Source organism: Geodermatophilus sp. SYSU D00663, assembly GCF_054050655.1.
Genome location: NZ_JBJGZT010000008.1, coordinates 76767 through 96075, shown reverse-complemented (window position 1 = coordinate 96075; position 19309 = coordinate 76767). Strand labels below are relative to the sequence as shown.

Sequence of the window (19309 nt, the reverse complement as noted above, 5' to 3'; positions counted from 1 at the left end):
GGGCTGCCCGGCTGACGTGGACCACCGTGTCGGTGCGCCCTTGCGGGGCTCTGGCGGAGGACTGACGCCTGCTTGCGGGCCGCTAGTGGCGGCCGCGGTCCCCGGCGGTGAGGCGCTGCACCGCGGCGTCGATCCGCTCGTCGGTGGCGGTCAGCGCCATGCGCACGTGCCGCGCGCCGGCCGGGCCGTAGAACGAGCCGGGCGCGGGGACGATGCCGAGCCCGGCCAGCCAGTCGACGGTCGCCCAGCAGTCCTCGTCGCGGGTGACCCACAGGTACAGGCCCGCCTCGGAGTGGTCGATCCGCGCGCCGGTCGCGCGCACCGCCGCGGCCAGCCGCTCCCGGCGGGCGCCGTAGCGCTCGCGCTGCGCGTCGACGTGCGCGTCGTCGGCCAGCGCAGCGGCCATGGCGGCCTGGACGGGCCCGGGCATGAGCAGCCCGAGGTGGCGGCGCACCTCCCACACCTGCCGGACCAGCGCCGGGTCGCCCGACAGCAGCCCGGCGCGGTAGCCGGCCGCCGTCGACTGCTTGGACAGCGAGTGGACCGCCAGCAGGCCGGTGTGGTCCTCCCCCGCGACGGCGGGGTGCAGCAGCGAGCGCGGCTGCACGTCCCAGCCGAGCGTCGCGTAGCACTCGTCGGCGACGACCGGCACGCCGTGCGCCCGGCCCCAGGCCACCCAGGTGCGCAGCTCGTCGTCGGACAGGACGCGGCCGTGCGGGTTGCCCGGGGAGTTCAGCCAGACCAGGACGACGCCCGCGGGGTCGTCGGGCGGGGTGTCGGTGCGGCGCACGGCGAGCCCGGACAGGACCGCACCCACCTCGTAGGTCGGGTAGGCCACCTCGGGGATCAGCACCGTGCCCTCGTGCAGGCCCAGCAGCGTGGGCAGCAGGGCGACGAGCTCCTTGGAGCCCACGGTCGGGATCACCGACGGGTCCGCGCCGAACGGGTCGGCCACGGTGACGCCGAGCCGGCGCCGCAGCCAGCCGGCCGCCGCGGCCCGGAGCTCACGGGTGCCGAGCGCCGTCGGGTAGCCCGGTGAGTCGCCTGCCGCGGCGAGCGCCGTGCGCAGGACCTCGGGGGTCTCGTCGACCGGCGTCCCGATGGACAGGTCGACGAGGCCGCCCGGGTGCTGCGCGGCGCGCGCCCGGGCGGCCTCCAGGCTGTCCCAGGGGAAGTCGGGCAGCCGGCCGGCCGCCGTCCCCGGGGCGGTGGTCGTCAGTGCCCCTCGCCCTGCGGCGGGAGGGCCGCCACCAGCGGGTGGTCCTTGCCGATCTTCCCGGTCTTGGCGGCGCCACCGGGGCTGCCGAGGTCGGAGAAGAACTCCACGTTGGCGTTGTAGAAGTCCTTCCACTTGTCCGGGACGTCGTCCTCGTAGTAGATGGCCTCGACGGGGCAGACCGGCTCGCAGGCGCCGCAGTCGACGCACTCGTCGGGGTGGATGTAGAGCATCCGGTCGCCCTCGTAGATGCAGTCCACCGGACACTCGTCGATGCACGCCTTGTCGAGGACGTCGACGCAGGCCTGGGTGATCACGTAGGTCACGGTGGGTCCTCCCTGGGGACGTGCGGGCAGCGGCCCCGGCTCCCGCCGGGCCCGCGTGTCGCCCGCCAGTATGGCCCCGGCTCCCGGGGCCGGGCGCGACGGGTGGACCCCGCCCGCCCCGGTGGAGGGACGCCGGGGACGCACCCGCAGGATCGGGGCGTGGGACAGAGCCGATCGCCCCTCGGCGTGGCCGACCTGGAGCGGGTGGCCGCGCGCGGCTGGCGGGGCACCGAGGAGGAGCCGCTCGGCGACTGGCTGCTGCGCGCCGGGGGCGGGTTCACGGGCCGGGCCAACACCGCGCTGGTCACCGGCGACCCCGGCCGGCCGCTGCCGGAGGCCGTCGGCGCGGTGGCCGCCTGGTACCGCGGGCGCGGGCTGCGGCCCGGCGCGGCGCTGCCCGGGGCGCAGGCCCGCCCCGCCGACGCGGCGTTCGCCGCCGCGGGGTGGGAGCGGGGCGAGGACGTCCTGGTGCTCACCGCCCCGCTGGTCCCCGGCAGCGACGACGGGGTGCCGGTCGAGCTCTCCCCCAGCCCCGACGACGGCTGGCTGGGCGCCTACCGGCACCTCGGGAGCGCGCTGCCGCCCACCGCGCCCGCCGTGCTCGGCAACGCCCCCGTCGTCGTGTTCGCGGCCGTGCGGCCGGAGCCGGGCGCGGCGCCGGTCGCGGTGGCCCGCGGCGTGGTCACCGACGACTGGCTGGGCGTCAGCGCGGTCACCGTCGCCGAGGACGCCCGCCGCCGGGGCCTCGCGACGGCGGTGATGGCGGCGGTGACCCGGTGGGGCGCGGCCCACGGCGCGCGCTGGGTGTACCTGCAGGTCACCGCCTCCAACGCCCCGGCCCGGGCGCTGTACCGCCGGGCCGGCCACGTCGAGCACCACCGCTACCACTACCGGTGGGCGCCGGACTGAACGCCCGGGTGTCCCCGCAGCAGCGGGCGGCGCGCCGACCCTCAGGCCGGCGGGCCGGCCGGACGGCGTGGCGTCGCCAGCACCCGGCCCACGGCGACCGCCGCGGCGAGCACCCCGAGGCCGAGGAACGCGAGGGTGACCGCGCCGAGCCCGCCGGTGCCGACGGCGACCAGGTCGCCCTCGGGCCGCGGCACCATCGCGGCGACCGCGACCACCAGCCAGGTGACCGCCGGCAGCAGCGCGACCACGCGCGAGCCGGTGAGCCGGTGCGCGCCGGTGACCAGCAGGTAGTTGCCGGCGACGGCGGCCAGGACCGACAGCGGCAGCAGAACGCCGGCCACCCGCAGCGGCAGCCAGAAGACCTCGACCAGCGCCAGCCACCCGGCGGTCAGCACCGCCGCGAGCCCGGCGAGGACCAGCCCGGGGACCCGGCTCACGCGTCCAGGCCGGCGAACAGGTCGTCCTCCCAGCCGTGCGGCCCGTCCCCCGCGGGGCCGCGCTCGCCGCGCACCAGCCGGTAGTGCTCGACGCCGAGCACCTCCTGGCCGTGGTTGTTGGACAGCGCGAAGAACGGCCCGTCGACGGTGATCTGCGTGGCGTGCGCCCGCATGGCGGCGTCCTTGCGGGCGGCGTACGCGCGGCCGTCGACGGCGGCGGTCACCAGCTCGTCGGGGACGGCGTAGGGGACGTCGTCGACCTCGCCGAGCTGCTCGAACGGCGCGGCCTCCCCCAGCGCGGCCAGGGCCTCGGCGCCCTCGCGCAGCACCGACCGCGGCACGCACGCCCAGTAGACCTTGGCGACGTCCCACGCCGCGCCCAGCTCGGGTCGCCACGCGGGGTCGGCGGCGCGCTCGACGGCGGCCATCGCGACCCGGTGGGCCTGGATGTGGTCGGGGTGCCCGTAGCCGCCGTTCTCGTCGTAGGTGACCACGACCTGCGGCCGCACGTCCCGCACGACGGCGACCGCGGCACCCACCGCCTCGTCGAGGTCGGCGTTCCAGAAGGCGCGCGGGTGCCCGTTGGCCGGCGTCCCCACCATCCCGGAGTCCCGGTAGCGGCCGGCGCCGCCGAGGAAGCGGCTGTCGGTGACGCCGAGGGCGGCCATCGCGGCGGCCAGCTCGCCGATCCGGTAGCCGCCGAGCTGGTCGGCCTGGTCGGAGGTCAGCTGCGCCAGCTCCGGGACGAGGACCTCGCCCTCCTCCCCCAGCGTGCAGGTGAGCAGCGTGACCTGCGCTCCCTCGGCGACGTAGCGCGCCATCGTCGCGCCGTTGGTGATCGTCTCGTCGTCGGGGTGGGCGTGGACCAGGAGGATGCGGCGGGCGGCGGTCACGGGCGCACAGTCTCCCACCGCGCCCGGACGCGACGACGGCGCGGTGACCACCCCGGGAGGTGGCCACCGCGCCGTCGTGGTGCGGCAGGCGCTACTCCGCGTCGACCGGGACGACCGTCCGGGCCTCGGCGAAGTGGCAGGCCGAGGGGTGGCCCTGGCCGCGGTCGACCAGCGCCGGGGCCTCCTGCGCGCAGACGTCCTGCGCCTTCCAGCAGCGGGTGCGGAAGCGGCAGCCCGAGGGCGGGTCCGCGGGGCTGGGGACGTCGCCCTGCAGCAGGATCCGGTCCTTCTGCCCACGCAGGTGCGGCTCGTGCAGCGGTACCGAGGACAGCAGGGCCTGGGTGTAGGGGTGCGACGGCGAGGCGTAGACCTCCTCGTCGGTGCCCTCCTCCACGATGCTGCCGAGGTACATCACCGCGACGCGGTCGGAGATGTGCCGCACCACCGACAGGTCGTGCGCGATGAACAGGTAGGACAGGCCGAACTCGTCCTGCAGGTCCTCGAGCAGGTTGACCACCTGCGCCTGCACCGAGACGTCGAGCGCCGACACCGGCTCGTCGCAGACGATGACCTCCGGCTGCAGCGCCAGCGCCCGGGCGATGCCGATGCGCTGCCGCTGGCCGCCGGAGAACTGGTGCGGGTAGCGGTTGACGTAGTCGGGGTTGAGGCCGACGCGGTCGAGCAGCTCCTGCGTGCGCTTGAGCCGGCCCTTCCGCGGGGCGACGTCGTCGTGCACGGCCCAGCCCTCGGCGACGATGTCGCCGACGGTCATCCGCGGGTTCAGCGACGCGTACGGGTCCTGGAAGATGATCTGGACCTCGCGCCGGTAGTCCTTCAGCGCCCGGCCGCCCATGCGGGCGACGTCCTTGCCCTTGTAGAGGATCGACCCGGCGGTCGGCCGCTCCAGCGCAACGATCAGCTTCGACACCGTCGACTTGCCGCAGCCGGACTCGCCGACCAGGCCCACGGTCTCGCCGCGGCGCAGGGTGAGGTCCACGCCGTCGACCGCGCGGACGTGGCCGATGGTGCGCTTGAAGACGATGCCCTGGGTCAGCGGGAAGTGCTTCTGCAGCCCGCGGATCTCCAGCAGCGGCTCCCCCATCGCGCCCCGGGCACCCGACGGCGCCGGCTTGGCCAGCGTCGGGGCGCCCGGCACCGCCTCGGTGGACGGCGACGACTTCGACAGGGACGACGCCGCGGTGGCGCCGGACTCACTCGGCTGCGACACCGAGGACCTCCTCGCTGTAGTGGCAGGCCGCCTCGCGTCCCGGCACGACCAGCCGCAGCGGCGGGACGTCGGTGGCGCACTCCCGCCCCGGCGCGGCCGCGGCGCCGAGCCGGCGGTGCGGGCACCGCGGGTGGAACGGGCAGCCGCTGGGGATGCGCGCGAGGTTCGGGGGCTGGCCGGCGATCGGCTGCAGCCGCCCGCCCTTCGCCTCGACCTGCGGCACCGAGCCCATGAGCCCCTCGGTGTAGGGGTGCGCGGGGCGGGTGAAGACGTCGTCGACGGTACCCCGCTCGACGATCTCGCCGGCGTACATGACCGCGACGTTGTCGGCGACCTCGTTGACGACGCCGAGGTCGTGGGTGATGAGGATCAGCCCCATCCCCGTCTCCTCCTGCAGGTCCTTGAGCAGGTCCATGACCTGCGCCTGCACGGTGACGTCGAGGGCGGTGGTCGGCTCGTCGGCGATGAGGATCCGCGGGTCCAGAGCGATGGCCATGGCGATCATCACGCGCTGGCGCATGCCGCCGGAGAACTGGTGCGGGTAGTCGTCGACCCGGCGGGCCGCCGCCGGGATGCGCACCCGGTCCATGAGCTCGATGGCCCGCTGGCGGGCCTCCTTCTTGCTCGTCCCGCGGTGCGCCCGGAACATCTCGCCGATCTGGAAGCCCACGCTGTACACGGGGTTCAGCGACGACAGGGCGTCCTGGAAGATCATCGAGATGCCCGGGCCGCGGATCTTCCGCTGGTCCTCGGCGGACATCTCCAGCATGTTCCTGCCCTGGAACCAGATGCCGCCGCCGGTGATGACCGCGGGCGGGGTCTCGAGGATCCCCATGATCGCCTGGGCCGAGACGGACTTGCCGGAGCCGGACTCGCCGAGGATGGCCAGGGTCTCCCCCGCCGCCAGGCTGTAGCTCACGCCGTTGACGGCGTGCACCGTGCCCGCGCGGGTGCGGAACTCCACGTGCAGGTCGTCGACCTCGAGCAGGGGCGTGCCCTGTCCGGCGAGCTCCGCGGTCGGCTTGGTCAGGTCGAGGTTGGTCATGCGCGCTGCCTCGGGTCGAGGGCGTCGCGCAGGGCGTCACCCATCATCACGAACGCCATCACGGTCAGGGTCAGGATCAGGCTGGGGAACAGCACCAGGTGCGGTGCGGTGCGGATGGAGTCCTGCCCCGCCTCGATCTGCAGGCCCCAGGAGATGGCCGGCCGCTGCAGGCCCACGCCGAGGTAGGTCAGCGTCGCCTCCGCGGCGATGATCACGCCGATGGTGATCGTCGCGTAGACCAGCACCGGGGCGACGGCGTTGGGCAGGATGTGCCGCAGCAGGATGCGCCGGCCGGACGCCCCCATCGCGCGGGCGGCGGACACGTAGTCGGAGCTCTTGACCGCGATGACCTGCGAGCGGACCAGCCGCATCGCCGTCATCCAGCCGAACAGTGCCAGCGCGATGGCCACCGCGCCCGGCCCGCGGCTGTTGATGACCGGGATGTCGGTCGAGGGGCCCACCCGCAGCAGCACCAGCGCGCCGAGGATGAGCGGCAGCGCGTAGAAGATGTCCGCGATCCGCGCGAGGATCCCGTCGGTCAGGCCGCCGTAGTAGCCGGCGATCGCGCCGACGAGGACGCCGAGCAGCAGGATGACCAGCACGGCGATGACACCGATGATCAGCGAGTTGCGGGCGCCGTAGACCACGTTGGCCAGGTAGTCGCAGCCCTGGGTGTCGAAGCCGAACCAGTGCTGCGCCGAGGGCCTGGCCCGGGAGTTGGACAGGTCGCAGGAGCGCGGGTCGGCGCCGCGCGCGAACACCTGCGGGAACAGCGCCATCAGGAGGAAGAACAGCCCGAGGACGGCGCCGATCCAGAACAGCGGGTTGCGCCGCAGCTCGCCCCAGGCGTCGCTCCAGAGGCTGTTCTGCCGCTCCTCGGTGACGTCGACCGACGGGCTGGCGAGCCCGGTCGTGGTGCCGGCCTCCACCTCGTCCTTGCGCAGGTCCAGCTGCTGCTGGTCAGTCATAGCGGATCCTCGGGTCGAGGACGGCGTAGAGCACGTCCACGACCAGGTTGAAGAAGATGAAGAAGAACACCATCAGGGTGACGATGCCGACGACGACCGCGCCCTCCTGGGAGCGGATCGCGTTGAACACCTCCCGGCCGATGCCGGGCAGGTTGAACACCGTCTCGGTGACGATCGCCCCGCCCAACAGCGCGCCGATGTCCGCGCCGATGAACGTGACGACCGGGATCAGGCTGTTGCGCAGCGTGTGGCGGACGATGACCGTCCGCTTGGGCAGGCCCTTGGCGCGCGCCGTCCGCACGTAGTCGGCGCGCAGGTTCTCCGCGAGGCTGGTGCGGGTCAGCCGGGCCACGTAGGCCAGCGACCCGGACGCGAGGACCAGGCCGGGCAGCAGGTAGCTGTAGAGCCCCTCGTTGGTCCCGGCGATGGGGAACCAGCCGAGCTTGAGGCCGAAGAGCAGCTGGGCGAAGAAGGCCAGGACCAGGATCGGGATCGAGACGATCAGCGTCGTCGAGACCAGCACCACGTTGTCGAAGAAGCTGTTGCGCCGGATGCCGGCCAGCACGCCGGCGACCAGGCCGATGAGGATCTCGAAGACGACCGCGGTGAGGGCGAGCTTCACGGTCACCGGCAGCGCGCGCTCGATGGTGTCGAACACCGGCCGGCCGCGGAAGTCGGTGCCCAGATCGCCCTGGAACAGGTTCTTCAGGTACTCCCAGTACTGGACGTACAGGGGGTCGTTGAGGTTGAACCGCTCGCGCAGCTCGGCGACCACGGCGGGCGAGAGCGGACGGTCACCACCCAGTGCGCGGATGGGGTCGCCCGGCAGGGCGTAGACCATCGCGAAGATCAGGAACGAGGCGCCCAGCAGAACCGGGATGGTGAGCAGCAGGCGGCGCGCGACGTAGCGGCCCATGGTCCCCCTCGGGGTGTGTGCGCCGCCGGGTCGCGGCGGCGCCGGTGTCCATCGTGCCCGCAGGCCCGCACACGCGCCGCCGGGGGCGACCGTCCTGGTCGGACGGGCGCCCCCGGCGGGTGGTGCAGGTCCTGCGGGGTGGGGTCAGGCGTTGTTGACGGTGACCTCGGAGGTGACGATCCGCTGGAACAGGTCCAGGCGGACGTTGGAGACGTTCTCGGAGGTCACGGACTGGACCTCCGTGAAGAACATCGGCGCCATCGGCATCTCCTCGGCGATGATGTCCTCCGCCGCCTGGTAGTTCTCCACACCGGCCTCGGGGCTCTCGGCCTGGTCACCCTGGCTGATCAGGCTCTCGACCTCGGGGTTGGTCCAGAAGGAGTAGTTCGAGCCGGCTGGGGCGAGCGACTGGGTCGTGAACAGCGGCGTCAGGTAGCTGTCCGGGGCCGGGTAGTCGAAGCTCCAGCCGTAGCGGAAGGGCCCGGTCCCGCCCTGCGACTCCAGCAGGGGCAGGTACTCGGCGAAGTCGAGGTTGCCCTGCAGGACGTAGTCGACGCCGAGGTTCTCGCGCAGCTGGTTGCCCACCGCCTCCATCCACGCGTCGTGGCCGGCGCCCGCGTTGAACCAGAGGTCGACCGGCTGGCTGCGGTCGAAGCCGGCCTCGTCGAGCAGCTGGTTGGCCTGGTCCGGGTCGAAGGTGCAGTAGGTGCAGCTGCCCTCGCGGTAGCCGTCGACGACCGGCGGGATGAACGAGTCGGCCGCGACGCGGGTGCTCTGGAAGATCGCCTCCGAGATGGCGTCCCGGTCGACGGCCATGGAGATCGCCTGGCGGACCCGCGGGTCGGCGAAGCGCTCGTCGTAGGTCGGGAAGCCGAGGTAGGTGATCTGCGAGGACTCGGTCTCGATGAACCGGTCGCCGAACTCGGACCGGGCCGACTCGATGACGTCCGGCGGGATGACGTCGACGATGTCGAGGTTGCCGGCCTGCACGTCGGTGTAGGCGGTGTTGACGTCGGCGTAGACGACGTACTCGATGCCGTCGGCCTGCGCGGCGTCGTCGCCGGCGTAGTCCTCGTAGCGGGTCAGGGTGATGCCCTGGCCCGGGACGAAGTCCTCGTCGGCCTTGAACGGGCCGTTGCCGATCGGCTTGGTGCCGAAGGCCTCGGGGTCGTCGAAGAACGCCTGCGGCAGCGGGTAGAAGGAGTTGTAGCCCACGACCGCCGGGAAGTTCGAGAACGGCGCGGACAGCGTCACCGTGAAGGTGCGGTCGTCGACGACCTGCAGGCCGCTCATCTGCTGGGCGGCCGGCTCACCGGTCACGTTGCCGGCGTCGTCGGTCGGCGCCTGCAGGTCGGCGTAGCCCGCGATCCGCGACAGGTAGGACGCGGCGCCCTGGGCGTTGGGGCTGTAGGCGGTGTAGTTCCACGCGTTGACGAAGGACTCGGCGTCGACCGGGGTCCCGTCGTGGAAGGTCCAGCCGTCCTTGAGCGTGACGGTCCAGGTGGTGTTGTCCTCGGACTCGATCGACTCGGCGACACCCGAGTACTCGACGGAGCCGTCCTCGGCGTACTTCACCAGGCCGGTCCACAGCGAGTTGACGACCTGGTCACCCTCGGACTCGGTGGTGTTGCCCGGGACGAGCGGGTTCTCCGGCTCACCGATGTAGACGCTGAAGGTGCCGCCGCTCGCGCCGCCGCTGCCGCCGTCGCCGGAGCCGCTGTCGTCGTTGCCGCCGCCACAGGCGGACAGCAGGAGGGCGCCGGACAGGCCGACGGCGACGAGCGCCGACCGGCGCTTGCTCAACTTCACGTGTGTTGCCTCCCTCGTCCCGCGTGTGCGGGGGGAACGGACTGGTCTCTGCGTGCCGGGACACCGCGCACCCGGGCGCACTGGCCGGGCGTCGGCGTCCTCCGGGTGAACACCGCGGAACGGAGCCGGTACGCCGTGGGCGACCCTAGGCACCCCGACGAGGACCGTCCACGTCCGCAACCGATTTGTGACCGAGGCTCACGACTCCTGTCACACCAGTGCAACAGCAGCGGTCGACGAGGGCGCGGACCGCAGGGCTTGCGGTCTGCAGTTGCTCACCCCGGAGGACTTCCGCCGTTCAGGCGAACCGGGTGTGCTGAGCCTACTCCCGGGTACTCCACGGCCATCCGAGAGGGAGGAGTCCACCGTGAGCGGCATCGACAAGCTGCAGAACAAGGCCCAGGAGCTGGCGGGCGAGGGCAAGGAGCGCGTCGGCGAGGCCACGGGCGACCGCGACCTGCAGGCCGAGGGCGCCAACGACAAGGCCGCCGGCAACCTCAAGCAGGCCGGCGAGAAGGTCAAGGACGTCTTCAAGGGCTGAGCCCGGACGACTGCACCAGGGGCGCCGTTCCGCACGGGACGGCGCCCCTGGTGCGTTCAGAGGCGGCCGAGCAGGTCCCGGACCGCGGGCAGCAGGGGACGGTCGGCGGCGATCCAGTCCAGGCCGTCGAGGTCGCCGGCGCCCACCCAGCGCAGCTCGCGGTGCTCGTGCGCGACCGGCTCGCCGGAGGCCAGCCGGGCCCACCAGACCCGCAGCGTCGAGGCGCCGGGCGCCCCGCCGGCCACCCGGCCGTCCAGCGGCACCTCGCCGAGGAACGCCTGGGGCGCCACGAGGACCCCCATCTCCTCGGCGCACTCGCGCACCAGCGCCGCGACGTCGTCCTCCCCCGGCTCCACCTTGCCGCCGGGGAACTCCCACAGCCCCGCGAGCGGCCCCGACCCGCGCTGGGCGACCAGCACCCGGTCCCCGCGGACGACGGCCGCGCCCACCACCTGGACGACGTCGAGGGCGCGCAGCGCGGCCGCGGCGGCGTAGCCGTCCAGGTGCCGGCGCATCGCCCGCAGCACCCGCCGGCGCAGGACGGTCTGGTCGACCAGGCCGCCGAGCGCCCCGGGCAGGCCGGTGTCCCAGTCGACCTGCTCGTCGACGACGGTGCCGGCGCCGGTCGCGGTGAACCGGCGCTCGTGGGTGAGGCTGCGCCACCTCCGCCCCGGCCCCGCGGCGTACAGGTCGCGCACCGGGCGGACCGACTCGACCTCCTCCAGCGGGAACGGCCAGGGGCGGCCGAGGGCCCGGGCGACGTCGAAGGCGACGGTCAGCGGCGCCGCCACGACCGTGGTGAAGCGCAGCCGGTACACGCCGTCACCCTCGCAGACCGGGCAGGATGGGCCCGCGGGACCCGGCAGCCGGCCCGCAGGAGGGAGCACCGTGCGCATCACCGCCCGGGTCGACTACGCCGTCCGCGCGGCCCTCGAGCTGGCCGCCGCGGCGCCGGGCGCCATGACCTGCGACCGGATCGCGACCAACCAGGGCCTCCCCTCGCGCTTCCTGCAGGGGATCCTCGGCGACCTCCAGCACGCCCGGCTGGTCACCAGCCAGCGGGGCCGCGAGGGCGGGTACCGGCTGGCGCTGCCGCCGTCGGAGATCTCCATCGCCCGGGTCATGCGGGTGGAGCAGGGCTTCCTCGCGGAGGTGCACGGGCAGCGGCCCGAGGACGTCAGCTACCCCGGCGCCGCCGAGGAGCTGGCCAGCGTGTGGGTCGCCGCCCGCGCCGCCTACCGGCGGGTGCTGGAGGAGGTCACCCTCGCCGACGTCGTCGCCGGGAAGCTGCCCGGGTACGTGGCGGAGCTCGCCGCCGTCGAGAGCGCCTGGCGCTCGTTCGGCGACGAGACCCCCTGACGACGCCCCCTGCGGACGCCGCCTCCCGAGCTCACACCGGCCGGAGCCGGACGTGTGCGACCATGGGTGGCGTGACGGACCGCGGCAGCCTCCTCGTCGCGCGTCTGCACGTCGACCTCGCCCTCGTCAGCAGCGCCGTCTGTCGCGCCCCGCGCTGACCACCAGTCCTCCCCCGCGGCCCGCAGCCGCGACCCCGACCTGGCAGCGCCCTCCGCGCGGGTGCAGACCGGCGCGGACGGCGCAGGAAGAAGTGCACCGTGTCCGCACCTCCCCGTCCGAGCAACCGGCCCCAGCGTGGCCAGGGTCAGTGGGCGCTGGGCTACCGGGAGCCGCTGAACCCCAACGAGCGGATGAAGAAGGACTCCGACGGGCTCGAGGTCCGTCAGCGGATCCTCGACATCTACTCGCGGACCGGCTTCGACGGCATCGACCCCGGCGACCTGCGCGGCCGGATGCGGTGGATGGGCCTCTACACCCAGCGGGCCCCGGGCATCCCCGGCGGCAAGACCGCCGTGCTGGAGCCCGAGGAGCTCGAGGACTCCTACTTCATGATGCGGGTGCGCACCGACGGCGGGGCGCTGACCAGCGAGCAGCTGCGCACCCTCGGCGCCATCAGCACCGAGTTCGGCCGGGACGTCGCCGACGTCACCGACCGGCAGAACATCCAGTACCACTGGATCCGCATCGAGGACGTCCCCGAGATCTGGGACCGGCTCGAGGCCGTCGGCATGACCACGACCGAGGCCTGCGGCGACACCCCGCGCGGCATGCTCAACTGCCCGCTGGCCGGCGTCCTGGAGGACGAGGTCGTCGACGCCACCGACGTCATGGCCCAGACGGTCGCCCGGTACGTGGGCGACCCCGCGTTCAGCAACCTGCCGCGCAAGTGGAAGACGTCGATGTCCGGCTGCGTCGACCACTGCACCGAGCCCGAGATCGACGACGTGTCCTTCGTCGGCGTCGTCGGTCCCGACGGCGAGCCCGGCTACGACCTGTGGGTCGGCGGCGGCCTGTCGACCAACCCGATGTTCGCCCAGCGCGTCGGCGTGTTCGTGCGACCCGAGGAGGTGACCGAGGTGTGGGCGGCCTGCACCTCGGTCTTCCGCGACTACGGCTACCGCCGGCAGCGCAACCGGGCCCGGATCAAGTTCCTGATGGCCGACTGGGGTCCCGAGAGGTTCCGGCAGGTGCTGCAGGACGAGTACCTGCACCGCGCGCTGCCCGACGGCCCCGCGGCCGCGCCGCCGAAGAACGAGTCCCGCGACCACGTCGGCGTCGCGCGGCAGAAGGACGGCCGCAACGCCGTCGGCTTCGCGCTGCGCACCGGCCGGATCAGCGGGACGGTGCTCACCCGGATCGCCGACCTCGCCGACGAGTACGGCGCGGGCCGCATCCGGACGACGACCCAGCAGAAGATGGTCGTCCTGGACGTGCCGGACGAGCACGTGGAGGACCTCGTCGCCGCGCTCGCCGAGCACGACCTGCTGGTGCGCCCGAGCGCCTTCCGCCGCGGCACCATGGCCTGCACCGGCCTGGAGTTCTGCAAGCTCGCCATCGTCGAGACCAAGCAGCACGCCCAGGACCTCTACGCCGAGCTGGAGAAGCGGCTGCCCGGCTTCGACGAGCCGATCGGCATCAACGTCAACGGCTGCCCGAACAGCTGCGCCCGCTTCCAGACCGCCGACATCGGGTTCAAGGGCTCGATGGTCCGCGACGGGAACGGCGAGATGGTCGAGGGCTTCCAGGTGCACCTGGGCGGCCACCTCGGCGTCGACGCCGCCTTCGGCCGCAAGTTCCGCGGCCACAAGGTGACCAAGGCCGAGACGGCGGACTACTGCGAGCGGGTGCTGCGCGGCTACCTGGAGCGGCGCGAGCCCGGCGAGCGGTTCGCCGCCTACGTGGCCCGCGCCGAGGAGGCCTGGCTGCTGTGAGCGAGGAGGAGCCGTCCCCGTCGGGAAGGCAGCGCCAGCTGCCCGTGTTCCACTGCCCGTACTGCGGGGACGAGGAGCTGACCCCGCACGGGGACGGGGGCGAGTGGCACTGCGCCGCGTGCCTGCGGACCTTCACCGTCCGGCTCACCGGGACAGGAGTGCAGGCATGACGACCGCCGTCCGGCCCACGCCGGAGCTCGCCGCCGAGGCCGACGCCCGCTTCGAGGGCATCGCCGACCCCGTCGAGCAGGCCCTCGCCGTGCTGCGCTGGGCCGGGGAGACCTTCGGCGACGACTTCGCCGTCACCTCGTCGATGGCCGACGGGCTCCTCGCGCACCTGGCCTCCCGGGCGGTGCCGGGGGTCAACGTGGTCTTCCTCGACACCGGCTACCACTTCGCCGAGACGATCGGCACGCGGGACTGGATCAGCAGCGTCCTGCCCATCACGCTCGTGAACGTGACGCCGCCGCGGACGGTGGCCGAGCAGGACGCCGAGCACGGCCCGGCGCTGCACGACCGCGACCCGGACCTGTGCTGCTCGCTGCGCAAGGTGCAGCCGCTGGCCACCGCGCTGGCCGGCTACGCCGCGTGGGGCTCGGGCGTCCGCCGCGACGAGGCCGCCACCCGCGCGGGCACGAGGGTCGTCGACTGGGACGCCAAGCGGGGCATGGTGAAGGTCAACCCGCTGGCCGCCTGGACGCAGGACGACGTCGACGCCTACATCGCCGAGCACCAGGTGCCGGTCAACCCGCTGCAGGAGATCGGGTACGCCTCGATCGGCTGCGCGCCGTGCACCCGCCCGGTCGCTCCGGGCGAGGACCCGCGTGCCGGGCGCTGGGCCGGCCGCGGCAAGACCGAGTGCGGCCTGCACCTGTAGGAGCATCCCGACGTGCCCCGGCCGCCGCGCCTGTCCCCCGACGAGGTCGCGGCCGGGCTGCGCGCGCTGCCGCTGTGGTCCGGTGACGTCACCGGCCTGCACCGGACCGTGCAGCTGTCCTCGTTCCGCGCCGCGGTGGAGGCGATCGTCGCCATCGCCGACGTCGCCGAGGAGATGGACCACCACCCCGACGTCGACCTGCGCTGGCGGACGCTGCACCTCACCCTCGTCAGCCACTCCGAGGACGGGGTGAGCGCGCTCGACCTCGAGCTCGCCCGCCGCATCGACGAGCTGCTGCCCGGCTAGGCGGAGGACCCCGTCCCGGCCCGCCGGACGGTGCTCAGTCCTCGACCGGCAGCACCAGCAGCCGCAGCAGCCGGTCGGCCTCGGCGTCGGGGTCCTCGGTGAGCCCGGTGTGCACCGGGCCGGGCTGGACGACGGTGCTGCGCGGCGCGGTGAGCCAGCGGAACCGCGAGCCGAGCGCCTCCCGGCCCGCGGCGCCGGCGGCGGGGTCGGCGGCGCACACGTCGGCGGCGGCCTGCAGCGCGCGGCCGATGGCGGCGGGGTCGGCGGTCGGGTCCAGCGCGCGCAGCCGGTCGACGTCGAGGTGCACCCGGCTGCCCAGGTAGTCGCGCTGCCGGCAGTAGACGAGGACGCCGGCGTTGAGCGCCTCGCCCCGCTCCACCCGCGGCACCACCCGCAGGACGGCGTACTCGAAGGTCTCCCGGCTCACCGCTGGGTCACCCCCGGCGGCGGGGGCGGGCCCAGCCAGGCCGGCCGGTTCTCCCCGCGCGGCGAGCGGCGGCGTGCCCCCGCGCCCGCGGCGGCCGCGGCCACCACGCCGGGCAGCCACGCGTCGCGGGCGGCCAGGCGGGCCAGCAGCTGGGACGCGTAGCGCTCCCGGACGGCGGCCGGCGGCTCGCCGGGCTCCGGTCCCTCGAGCCAGTCGTCGGGCACCTGTGCCAGCACCCGCTCCAGCAGCGGCCGGGTGACCCGCGGCGCGAGGTCGGCGTCGGCGGCGCGCAGGTCCGGCGAGCACTCCACCAGCGCGTGCTGGGCGGCGTCGTAGGGGCGGGCGACGGCGGCCGGCGCCCCCGCCCACGAGTGGTGGAAGGTGAGCGCGGCGCCGTGGTCGATCAGCTGCAGCCGGCCGTGCCAGAACAGCATGTTGGGGTTGCGCCAGGACCGGTCGACGTTGCCCACCAGCGCGTCGAACCACAGCACCCGGCCGGCCAGCTCGGGCTCGACCTCGCCCACCCCGGCCTCGAAGTCCAGGGCGCCGGGCAGGTAGTCCAGCCCCAGGTTGCGCCCGGCCGAGCGCTGCAGCAGCTCCTGCACCTCGGGGTCGGGCTCGCCCACGGCCAGCTCCGGGACGACGTCGACGGTGACCAGCGCCGGCACCGGCAGCGCCAGCGCCCGGGCCAGCTCGCCGCACACCACCTCCGCCACCAGCACCCGCACGCCCTGGCCGGCGGCCCGCCACTTGACCACGTAGGTGCCGAGGTCGTCGGCCTCCATGAGCCCGGGCAGCGAGCCCCCCTCGCGCAGCGGGGTGACGTAGCGGGTGGCGGTGACGGCGGGCAGCACAGTGCCGGTCAACCTACGCCGGTCCGGATCCCGACCACGGGCCCGTTCCGGGCCGTGTCGCCCGAGGGCCTGCGCGACACACCGCTCACCCGTCCAGGCGGGCCACGCGCCCCCGCCACCCCGCCGCCGACCCGGCCGGGGCGTCGAGGCGACGATCCCGCGTCGCTCCGCCTTCCCCGACGCGGACCCGACCGTCATGCTGCGGCCGCACGGGGACGTGCACGGCTGTCACACGCTCCCGGGGCACCACGGGGGCGACGGGCGGAGCGCGCTGTGGACGGACGGGGTCGGGTGCGGGTGCTCCCCCGGTGCCGGCTGTCCGGTGTCACGCCGGACCCCGAGCCGCGCCCGTGTCGCCGGGACGACGGCCCCCGCTCCCGCGTCCCCCGACCATCGGCGGACGCAGGGCTGCCGCCGCCGGCCGAGGGGCGACCGGCCCGGCCACCGGGACGAGGGAGGGACCGTGTTCGAGGCACTGGGTCGCGCCGTGTACCGGAGGCGCCGGTGGGTCCTGGCGCTGTCGGTGGCGTTCGTCGCCTTCGCCGGCGTCTGGGGTACCGGCGTCTTCGGCCAGATGACCGGCGGCGGGTTCTTCGACCCCGACAGCGAGAGTTCCCGGGCCGCCGAGGTGGCCGAGCACGAGCTGGGCCGCAGCGCGGCCGACGTCGTCGTCCTGTACTCCAGCGACGCGTCGACGGTCGACGACCCGGCCTACGCCGAGGCGGTCACCTCCACGCTCGGCGCCCTGCCCGAGGACGACGTGCTGCGCACGGTGTCCTGGTTCGACACGGGCGCGTCCTCCCTGGTGAGCGAGGACCGGCGCAGCACCTACGCCGTCCTCAGCCTGCGCGGCGACGAGGACGGGCGCGAGGACGTCCTCGACGCCATCGAGGGCGACCTGGCCGCCCCTGGGCTGACCACCCGGATCGGCGGCGAGGTGACCCTCAACCGGGACATGAACGTCCTGGTGAGCGAGGACATCGCGACGGCCGAGACCATCTCGCTGCCGGTCCTGGCGGTCCTGCTCGTCGTCGTCTTCGGTGGCCTCGCCGCGGCCGCCCTGCCCCTGGCGATCGGGGTGACCGCGATCCTCGGCTCGTTCGCGGCCCTGCGCGCCTTCGGACTGGTCACCGACGTGTCGATCTTCGCGGTCAACGTGGTCACCGTGCTCGGCCTCGGGCTGGCCATCGACTACGGGCTGTTCGTGGTCAGCCGGTTCCGCGAGGAGGTGCGCCGGCAGGCGACGGTGGAGGACGCCCTCGCCCGGACCATGGCGACCGCCGGGCGCACGGTCGCCGTCTCCGGCATCACCGTGGCGGTCTCACTCGCGGGCCTGCTGATCTTCCCGCAGGTGTTCCTGCGGTCGATGGGCTTCGGCGGCATGAGCGCCGTGTTCATCGCGATGCTCGCCGCACTCACCCTGCTGCCGGCGCTGCTGGCCGTGCTCGGTCCCCGCGTCGACGCCCTGTCGGTGCGGCGCCCGGTGCGTCGACGGCGGCGCCCGGCGCACGCGGACGTCGAACGGAACGGGGTCTGGTACCGCATCGCGCACAGCGTCATGCGCCGTCCGATCCTGTACACGCTGGTCGTGGGGGCGCTGCTCGTCGCGCTGGCCCTGCCGTTCACGCGCGCGGAGTTCGGCGGCATCGACGTGCGCGCCATGCCCGAGGGCGCGGAGAGCCGGGTGGTCGCCGAGACGATCGAGCGGGACTTCCCGCCGAGCCCGTCCGGTCCGGTCGAGGCGGTCCTCACCCTCCCCGCTCCTGCCGACACGGCGGAGGGCAGCGCTGCGCTGCAGTCCTACGTCGCCGCCGTCGAGGCCGTCCCACGGGTGGACGGCGCCACGGTCGCCGAGGTCGCCGGCAGCACGGCACGGGTGGTGGTCGCCGCGGACGTGAACGCGATGGGGGCCGAGGGCCGGGACCTGGTGGCCGCGGTCCGGCAGGTGCCCGCGCCGGACGGCGCCGAGGTCCTCGTCGGCGGCACCGGCGCGGTGTACGCCGACCTGCTGGACAGCCTGGGTGCGCTGCTGCCCTGGATGGCGCTGCTGGTGGCGGTGACGTCGTTCGTCCTGCTGTTCCTGGCCTTCGGGTCGGTCGTGCTGCCGCTCAAGGCCGTGCTCGTGAACGTCCTGTCGCTGGGCGCCTCCTTCGGCGCGCTGGTGTGGATCTTCCAGGACGGCAACCTCTCCGGCGTCCTGGGCTTCACCCCGACCGGGTTCATCGAGGCCACCTCACCGATCCTGGTGCTGGCCATCGTCTTCGGGCTGTCGATGGACTACGAGGTCTTCCTCATGTCCCGGATCCGCGAGCAGTACGACCTGACCGGCGACAACACCGCCGCCGTCGCCACCGGGCTGCAGCGCACCGGCGGGATCATCACCAGCGCGGCACTGCTGCTGCTCGTGGTGATCGGCGCGTTCTCCGTCTCCGGCGTCGTGCTGATCAAGATGATCGGCGTGGCCATGCTCATCGCCATCGTGGTCGACGCGACGGTGGTGCGGACCCTGCTGGTACCCGCGACGATGCGGCTGCTGGGCCGGGCCAACTGGTGGGCGCCGGGGCCGCTGGGCCGGCTCTACGCCCGCTACGGCATCCGCGAGTCCGACGTCGCGCCCGTGCACGCGGCCGGCCGGCACCTGGCCGGGGTGCGCTGAGCCGGCGGCGCCGGCCACCGCCCGTCGCCGTGGCACGGCGCACAGACTCGGCCCATGGGTCTCCTCCGTGCCGTCTCCCCCGCCGACCTGCGCGACGCGCCGCTCACCTACGCCGAGGTCGGCGCCACGCGCGCCGCCGAGCTCCCCGCCGGCTACCGCACCGGCACGTGGACCGAGGTCGTCGGCTCCGGCCGCGCGGCGTTCGAGCGGGTCGCCGCGGCGGTGTTCGCCTGGGCGCCGCAGCGCAGCACCGGCCTGCGGGTGCGCGCGACCGGCTCGCCCGGCGAGGTCGGCACCGTCGTCGTCCTCACCGCGGGGCTGCCGCGGCTGGGCTACGACATCCCCTGCCGGGTCGTCTGGGCGTCGACGACCGGCGACGAGCGCGGCTTCGCCTACGGCTCGCTGCCCGGCCACCCCGAGAGCGGCGAGGAGTGCTTCACCGTCCGGCTCGACCCCGGCGGCGACGTCGTCGCCTCGATCCGGGTGTTCTCCCGGCTGGCCTCCCCCGCCGCCCGCCTCGTGCCGCCGGCGAGCTGGGCCCTGCAGCGGCTGGCCACCGCCCGCTACCGGGCGACGCTGCGCCGGGCCGCCCGCGACCGATGAGCCCGGGC

The 19309-nt window shown here is 74.4% G+C and carries 20 protein-coding genes; 8 read left to right on the top strand and 12 right to left on the bottom strand.

The window, feature by feature from the left end; all coding sequences use genetic code 11:
* Nucleotides 1-82 precede the first annotated feature (82 nt).
* The gene (gene dapC, locus ACI79Z_RS08235; RefSeq protein ID WP_456902365.1) at nt 83-1159 is read right to left on the bottom strand and encodes a succinyldiaminopimelate transaminase; all 1077 of its coding nucleotides are present in this window, start codon (nt 1157-1159) and stop codon (nt 83-85) included.
* A 56-nt stretch (nt 1160-1215) separates the two neighbouring features.
* A complete protein-coding gene (gene fdxA / locus ACI79Z_RS08230; protein ID WP_012947287.1) occupies nt 1216-1542 on the bottom strand; it encodes a ferredoxin in 327 nt (108 codons plus the stop codon).
* 159 nt (nt 1543-1701) lie between these two features.
* Here fdxA and ACI79Z_RS08225 point away from each other — a divergent pair, with 159 nt between their 5' ends.
* Complete coding sequence (locus ACI79Z_RS08225; RefSeq protein ID WP_456902304.1) at nt 1702-2451, top strand: GNAT family N-acetyltransferase; 750 nt, start codon at nt 1702-1704, stop codon at nt 2449-2451.
* A gap of 41 nt (nt 2452-2492) precedes the next feature.
* Here ACI79Z_RS08225 and ACI79Z_RS08220 read toward each other — a convergent pair whose 3' ends face one another.
* The 7 genes from ACI79Z_RS08220 to ACI79Z_RS08190 all read right to left on the bottom strand — a co-directional run bounded on the left by ACI79Z_RS08220 (nt 2493) and on the right by ACI79Z_RS08190 (nt 9747).
* Nucleotides 2493-2888, bottom strand: coding sequence for a hypothetical protein (locus tag ACI79Z_RS08220; RefSeq protein ID WP_456902303.1), 396 nt, complete (start codon nt 2886-2888; stop codon nt 2493-2495).
* The gene (gene mshB, locus ACI79Z_RS08215) at nt 2885-3781 is read right to left on the bottom strand and encodes an N-acetyl-1-D-myo-inositol-2-amino-2-deoxy-alpha-D-glucopyranoside deacetylase (protein WP_387986296.1); all 897 of its coding nucleotides are present in this window, start codon (nt 3779-3781) and stop codon (nt 2885-2887) included. The genes ACI79Z_RS08220 and mshB overlap by 4 nt, the downstream gene beginning before the upstream one ends.
* A 91-nt stretch (nt 3782-3872) precedes the next feature.
* Entirely contained in the window at nt 3873-5009 is a 1137-nt protein-coding gene (locus ACI79Z_RS08210; RefSeq protein WP_456902302.1) for an ABC transporter ATP-binding protein, read from the bottom strand.
* On the bottom strand, nt 4993-6054 hold the full coding sequence (locus ACI79Z_RS08205; RefSeq protein ID WP_456902301.1) for an ABC transporter ATP-binding protein: 1062 nt from the start codon (nt 6052-6054) through the stop codon (nt 4993-4995). The genes ACI79Z_RS08210 and ACI79Z_RS08205 overlap by 17 nt, the downstream gene beginning before the upstream one ends.
* Complete coding sequence (locus ACI79Z_RS08200) at nt 6051-7022, bottom strand: ABC transporter permease (protein WP_456902300.1); 972 nt, start codon at nt 7020-7022, stop codon at nt 6051-6053. Before ACI79Z_RS08200 ends, ACI79Z_RS08205 begins: the two co-directional genes overlap by 4 nt.
* Nucleotides 7015-7938, bottom strand: a complete 924-nt coding sequence (locus tag ACI79Z_RS08195) for an ABC transporter permease (RefSeq protein WP_387986303.1) — start codon at nt 7936-7938, stop codon at nt 7015-7017. Before ACI79Z_RS08195 ends, ACI79Z_RS08200 begins: the two co-directional genes overlap by 8 nt.
* Nucleotides 7939-8082: 144 nt before the next feature.
* A complete protein-coding gene (locus ACI79Z_RS08190) occupies nt 8083-9747 on the bottom strand; it encodes a peptide ABC transporter substrate-binding protein (protein ID WP_456902299.1) in 1665 nt (554 codons plus the stop codon).
* A 367-nt stretch (nt 9748-10114) separates the two neighbouring features.
* On the opposite strand from ACI79Z_RS08190, the gene ACI79Z_RS08185 reads away from it, so the two are divergent.
* Nucleotides 10115-10288 (top strand): CsbD family protein, encoded by a 174-nt coding sequence (locus ACI79Z_RS08185; protein WP_387986309.1) that lies wholly within the window; start codon nt 10115-10117, stop codon nt 10286-10288.
* Between the two features lie 56 nt (nt 10289-10344).
* Here ACI79Z_RS08185 and ACI79Z_RS08180 read toward each other — a convergent pair whose 3' ends face one another.
* Complete coding sequence (locus ACI79Z_RS08180; RefSeq protein WP_456902298.1) at nt 10345-11106, bottom strand: NUDIX domain-containing protein; 762 nt, start codon at nt 11104-11106, stop codon at nt 10345-10347.
* 70 nt (nt 11107-11176) lie between these two features.
* Here ACI79Z_RS08180 and ACI79Z_RS08175 point away from each other — a divergent pair, with 70 nt between their 5' ends.
* From ACI79Z_RS08175 to ACI79Z_RS08160, 4 genes are all read left to right on the top strand, one after another.
* Nucleotides 11177-11647, top strand: coding sequence for an RrF2 family transcriptional regulator (locus ACI79Z_RS08175; RefSeq protein ID WP_387986314.1), 471 nt, complete (start codon nt 11177-11179; stop codon nt 11645-11647).
* 257 nt (nt 11648-11904) lie between these two features.
* Nucleotides 11905-13578 carry a nitrite/sulfite reductase gene (locus ACI79Z_RS08170; protein WP_387986317.1) on the top strand — a complete coding sequence of 558 codons (1674 nt, stop codon included), beginning with the start codon at nt 11905-11907 and terminating at the stop codon, nt 13576-13578.
* Nucleotides 13579-13744: 166 nt separating this feature from the next.
* On the top strand, nt 13745-14455 hold the full coding sequence (locus tag ACI79Z_RS08165) for a phosphoadenylyl-sulfate reductase (protein ID WP_387986322.1): 711 nt from the start codon (nt 13745-13747) through the stop codon (nt 14453-14455).
* Nucleotides 14456-14467: 12 nt separating this feature from the next.
* The gene (locus ACI79Z_RS08160) at nt 14468-14761 is read left to right on the top strand and encodes a 4a-hydroxytetrahydrobiopterin dehydratase (RefSeq protein WP_387986325.1); all 294 of its coding nucleotides are present in this window, start codon (nt 14468-14470) and stop codon (nt 14759-14761) included.
* A gap of 34 nt (nt 14762-14795) precedes the next feature.
* Here the strand turns inward: ACI79Z_RS08160 and ACI79Z_RS08155 are convergent, their stop codons facing one another.
* A complete protein-coding gene (locus tag ACI79Z_RS08155; RefSeq protein ID WP_387986328.1) occupies nt 14796-15188 on the bottom strand; it encodes a DUF3037 domain-containing protein in 393 nt (130 codons plus the stop codon).
* On the bottom strand, nt 15185-16042 hold the full coding sequence (locus ACI79Z_RS08150) for a HipA family kinase (protein WP_387986331.1): 858 nt from the start codon (nt 16040-16042) through the stop codon (nt 15185-15187). The genes ACI79Z_RS08155 and ACI79Z_RS08150 overlap by 4 nt, the downstream gene beginning before the upstream one ends.
* 463 nt (nt 16043-16505) lie before the next feature.
* Between ACI79Z_RS08150 and ACI79Z_RS08145 the strand changes: the two genes are divergently transcribed.
* Both ACI79Z_RS08145 and ACI79Z_RS08140 read left to right on the top strand, forming a co-directional pair.
* Nucleotides 16506-18698 carry an MMPL family transporter gene (locus ACI79Z_RS08145; RefSeq protein ID WP_456902297.1) on the top strand — a complete coding sequence of 731 codons (2193 nt, stop codon included), beginning with the start codon at nt 16506-16508 and terminating at the stop codon, nt 18696-18698.
* Between the two features lie 54 nt (nt 18699-18752).
* Nucleotides 18753-19301 (top strand): DUF1990 family protein, encoded by a 549-nt coding sequence (locus ACI79Z_RS08140; RefSeq protein WP_456902296.1) that lies wholly within the window; start codon nt 18753-18755, stop codon nt 19299-19301.
* The last annotated feature ends 8 nt before the right edge of the window (nt 19302-19309 follow it).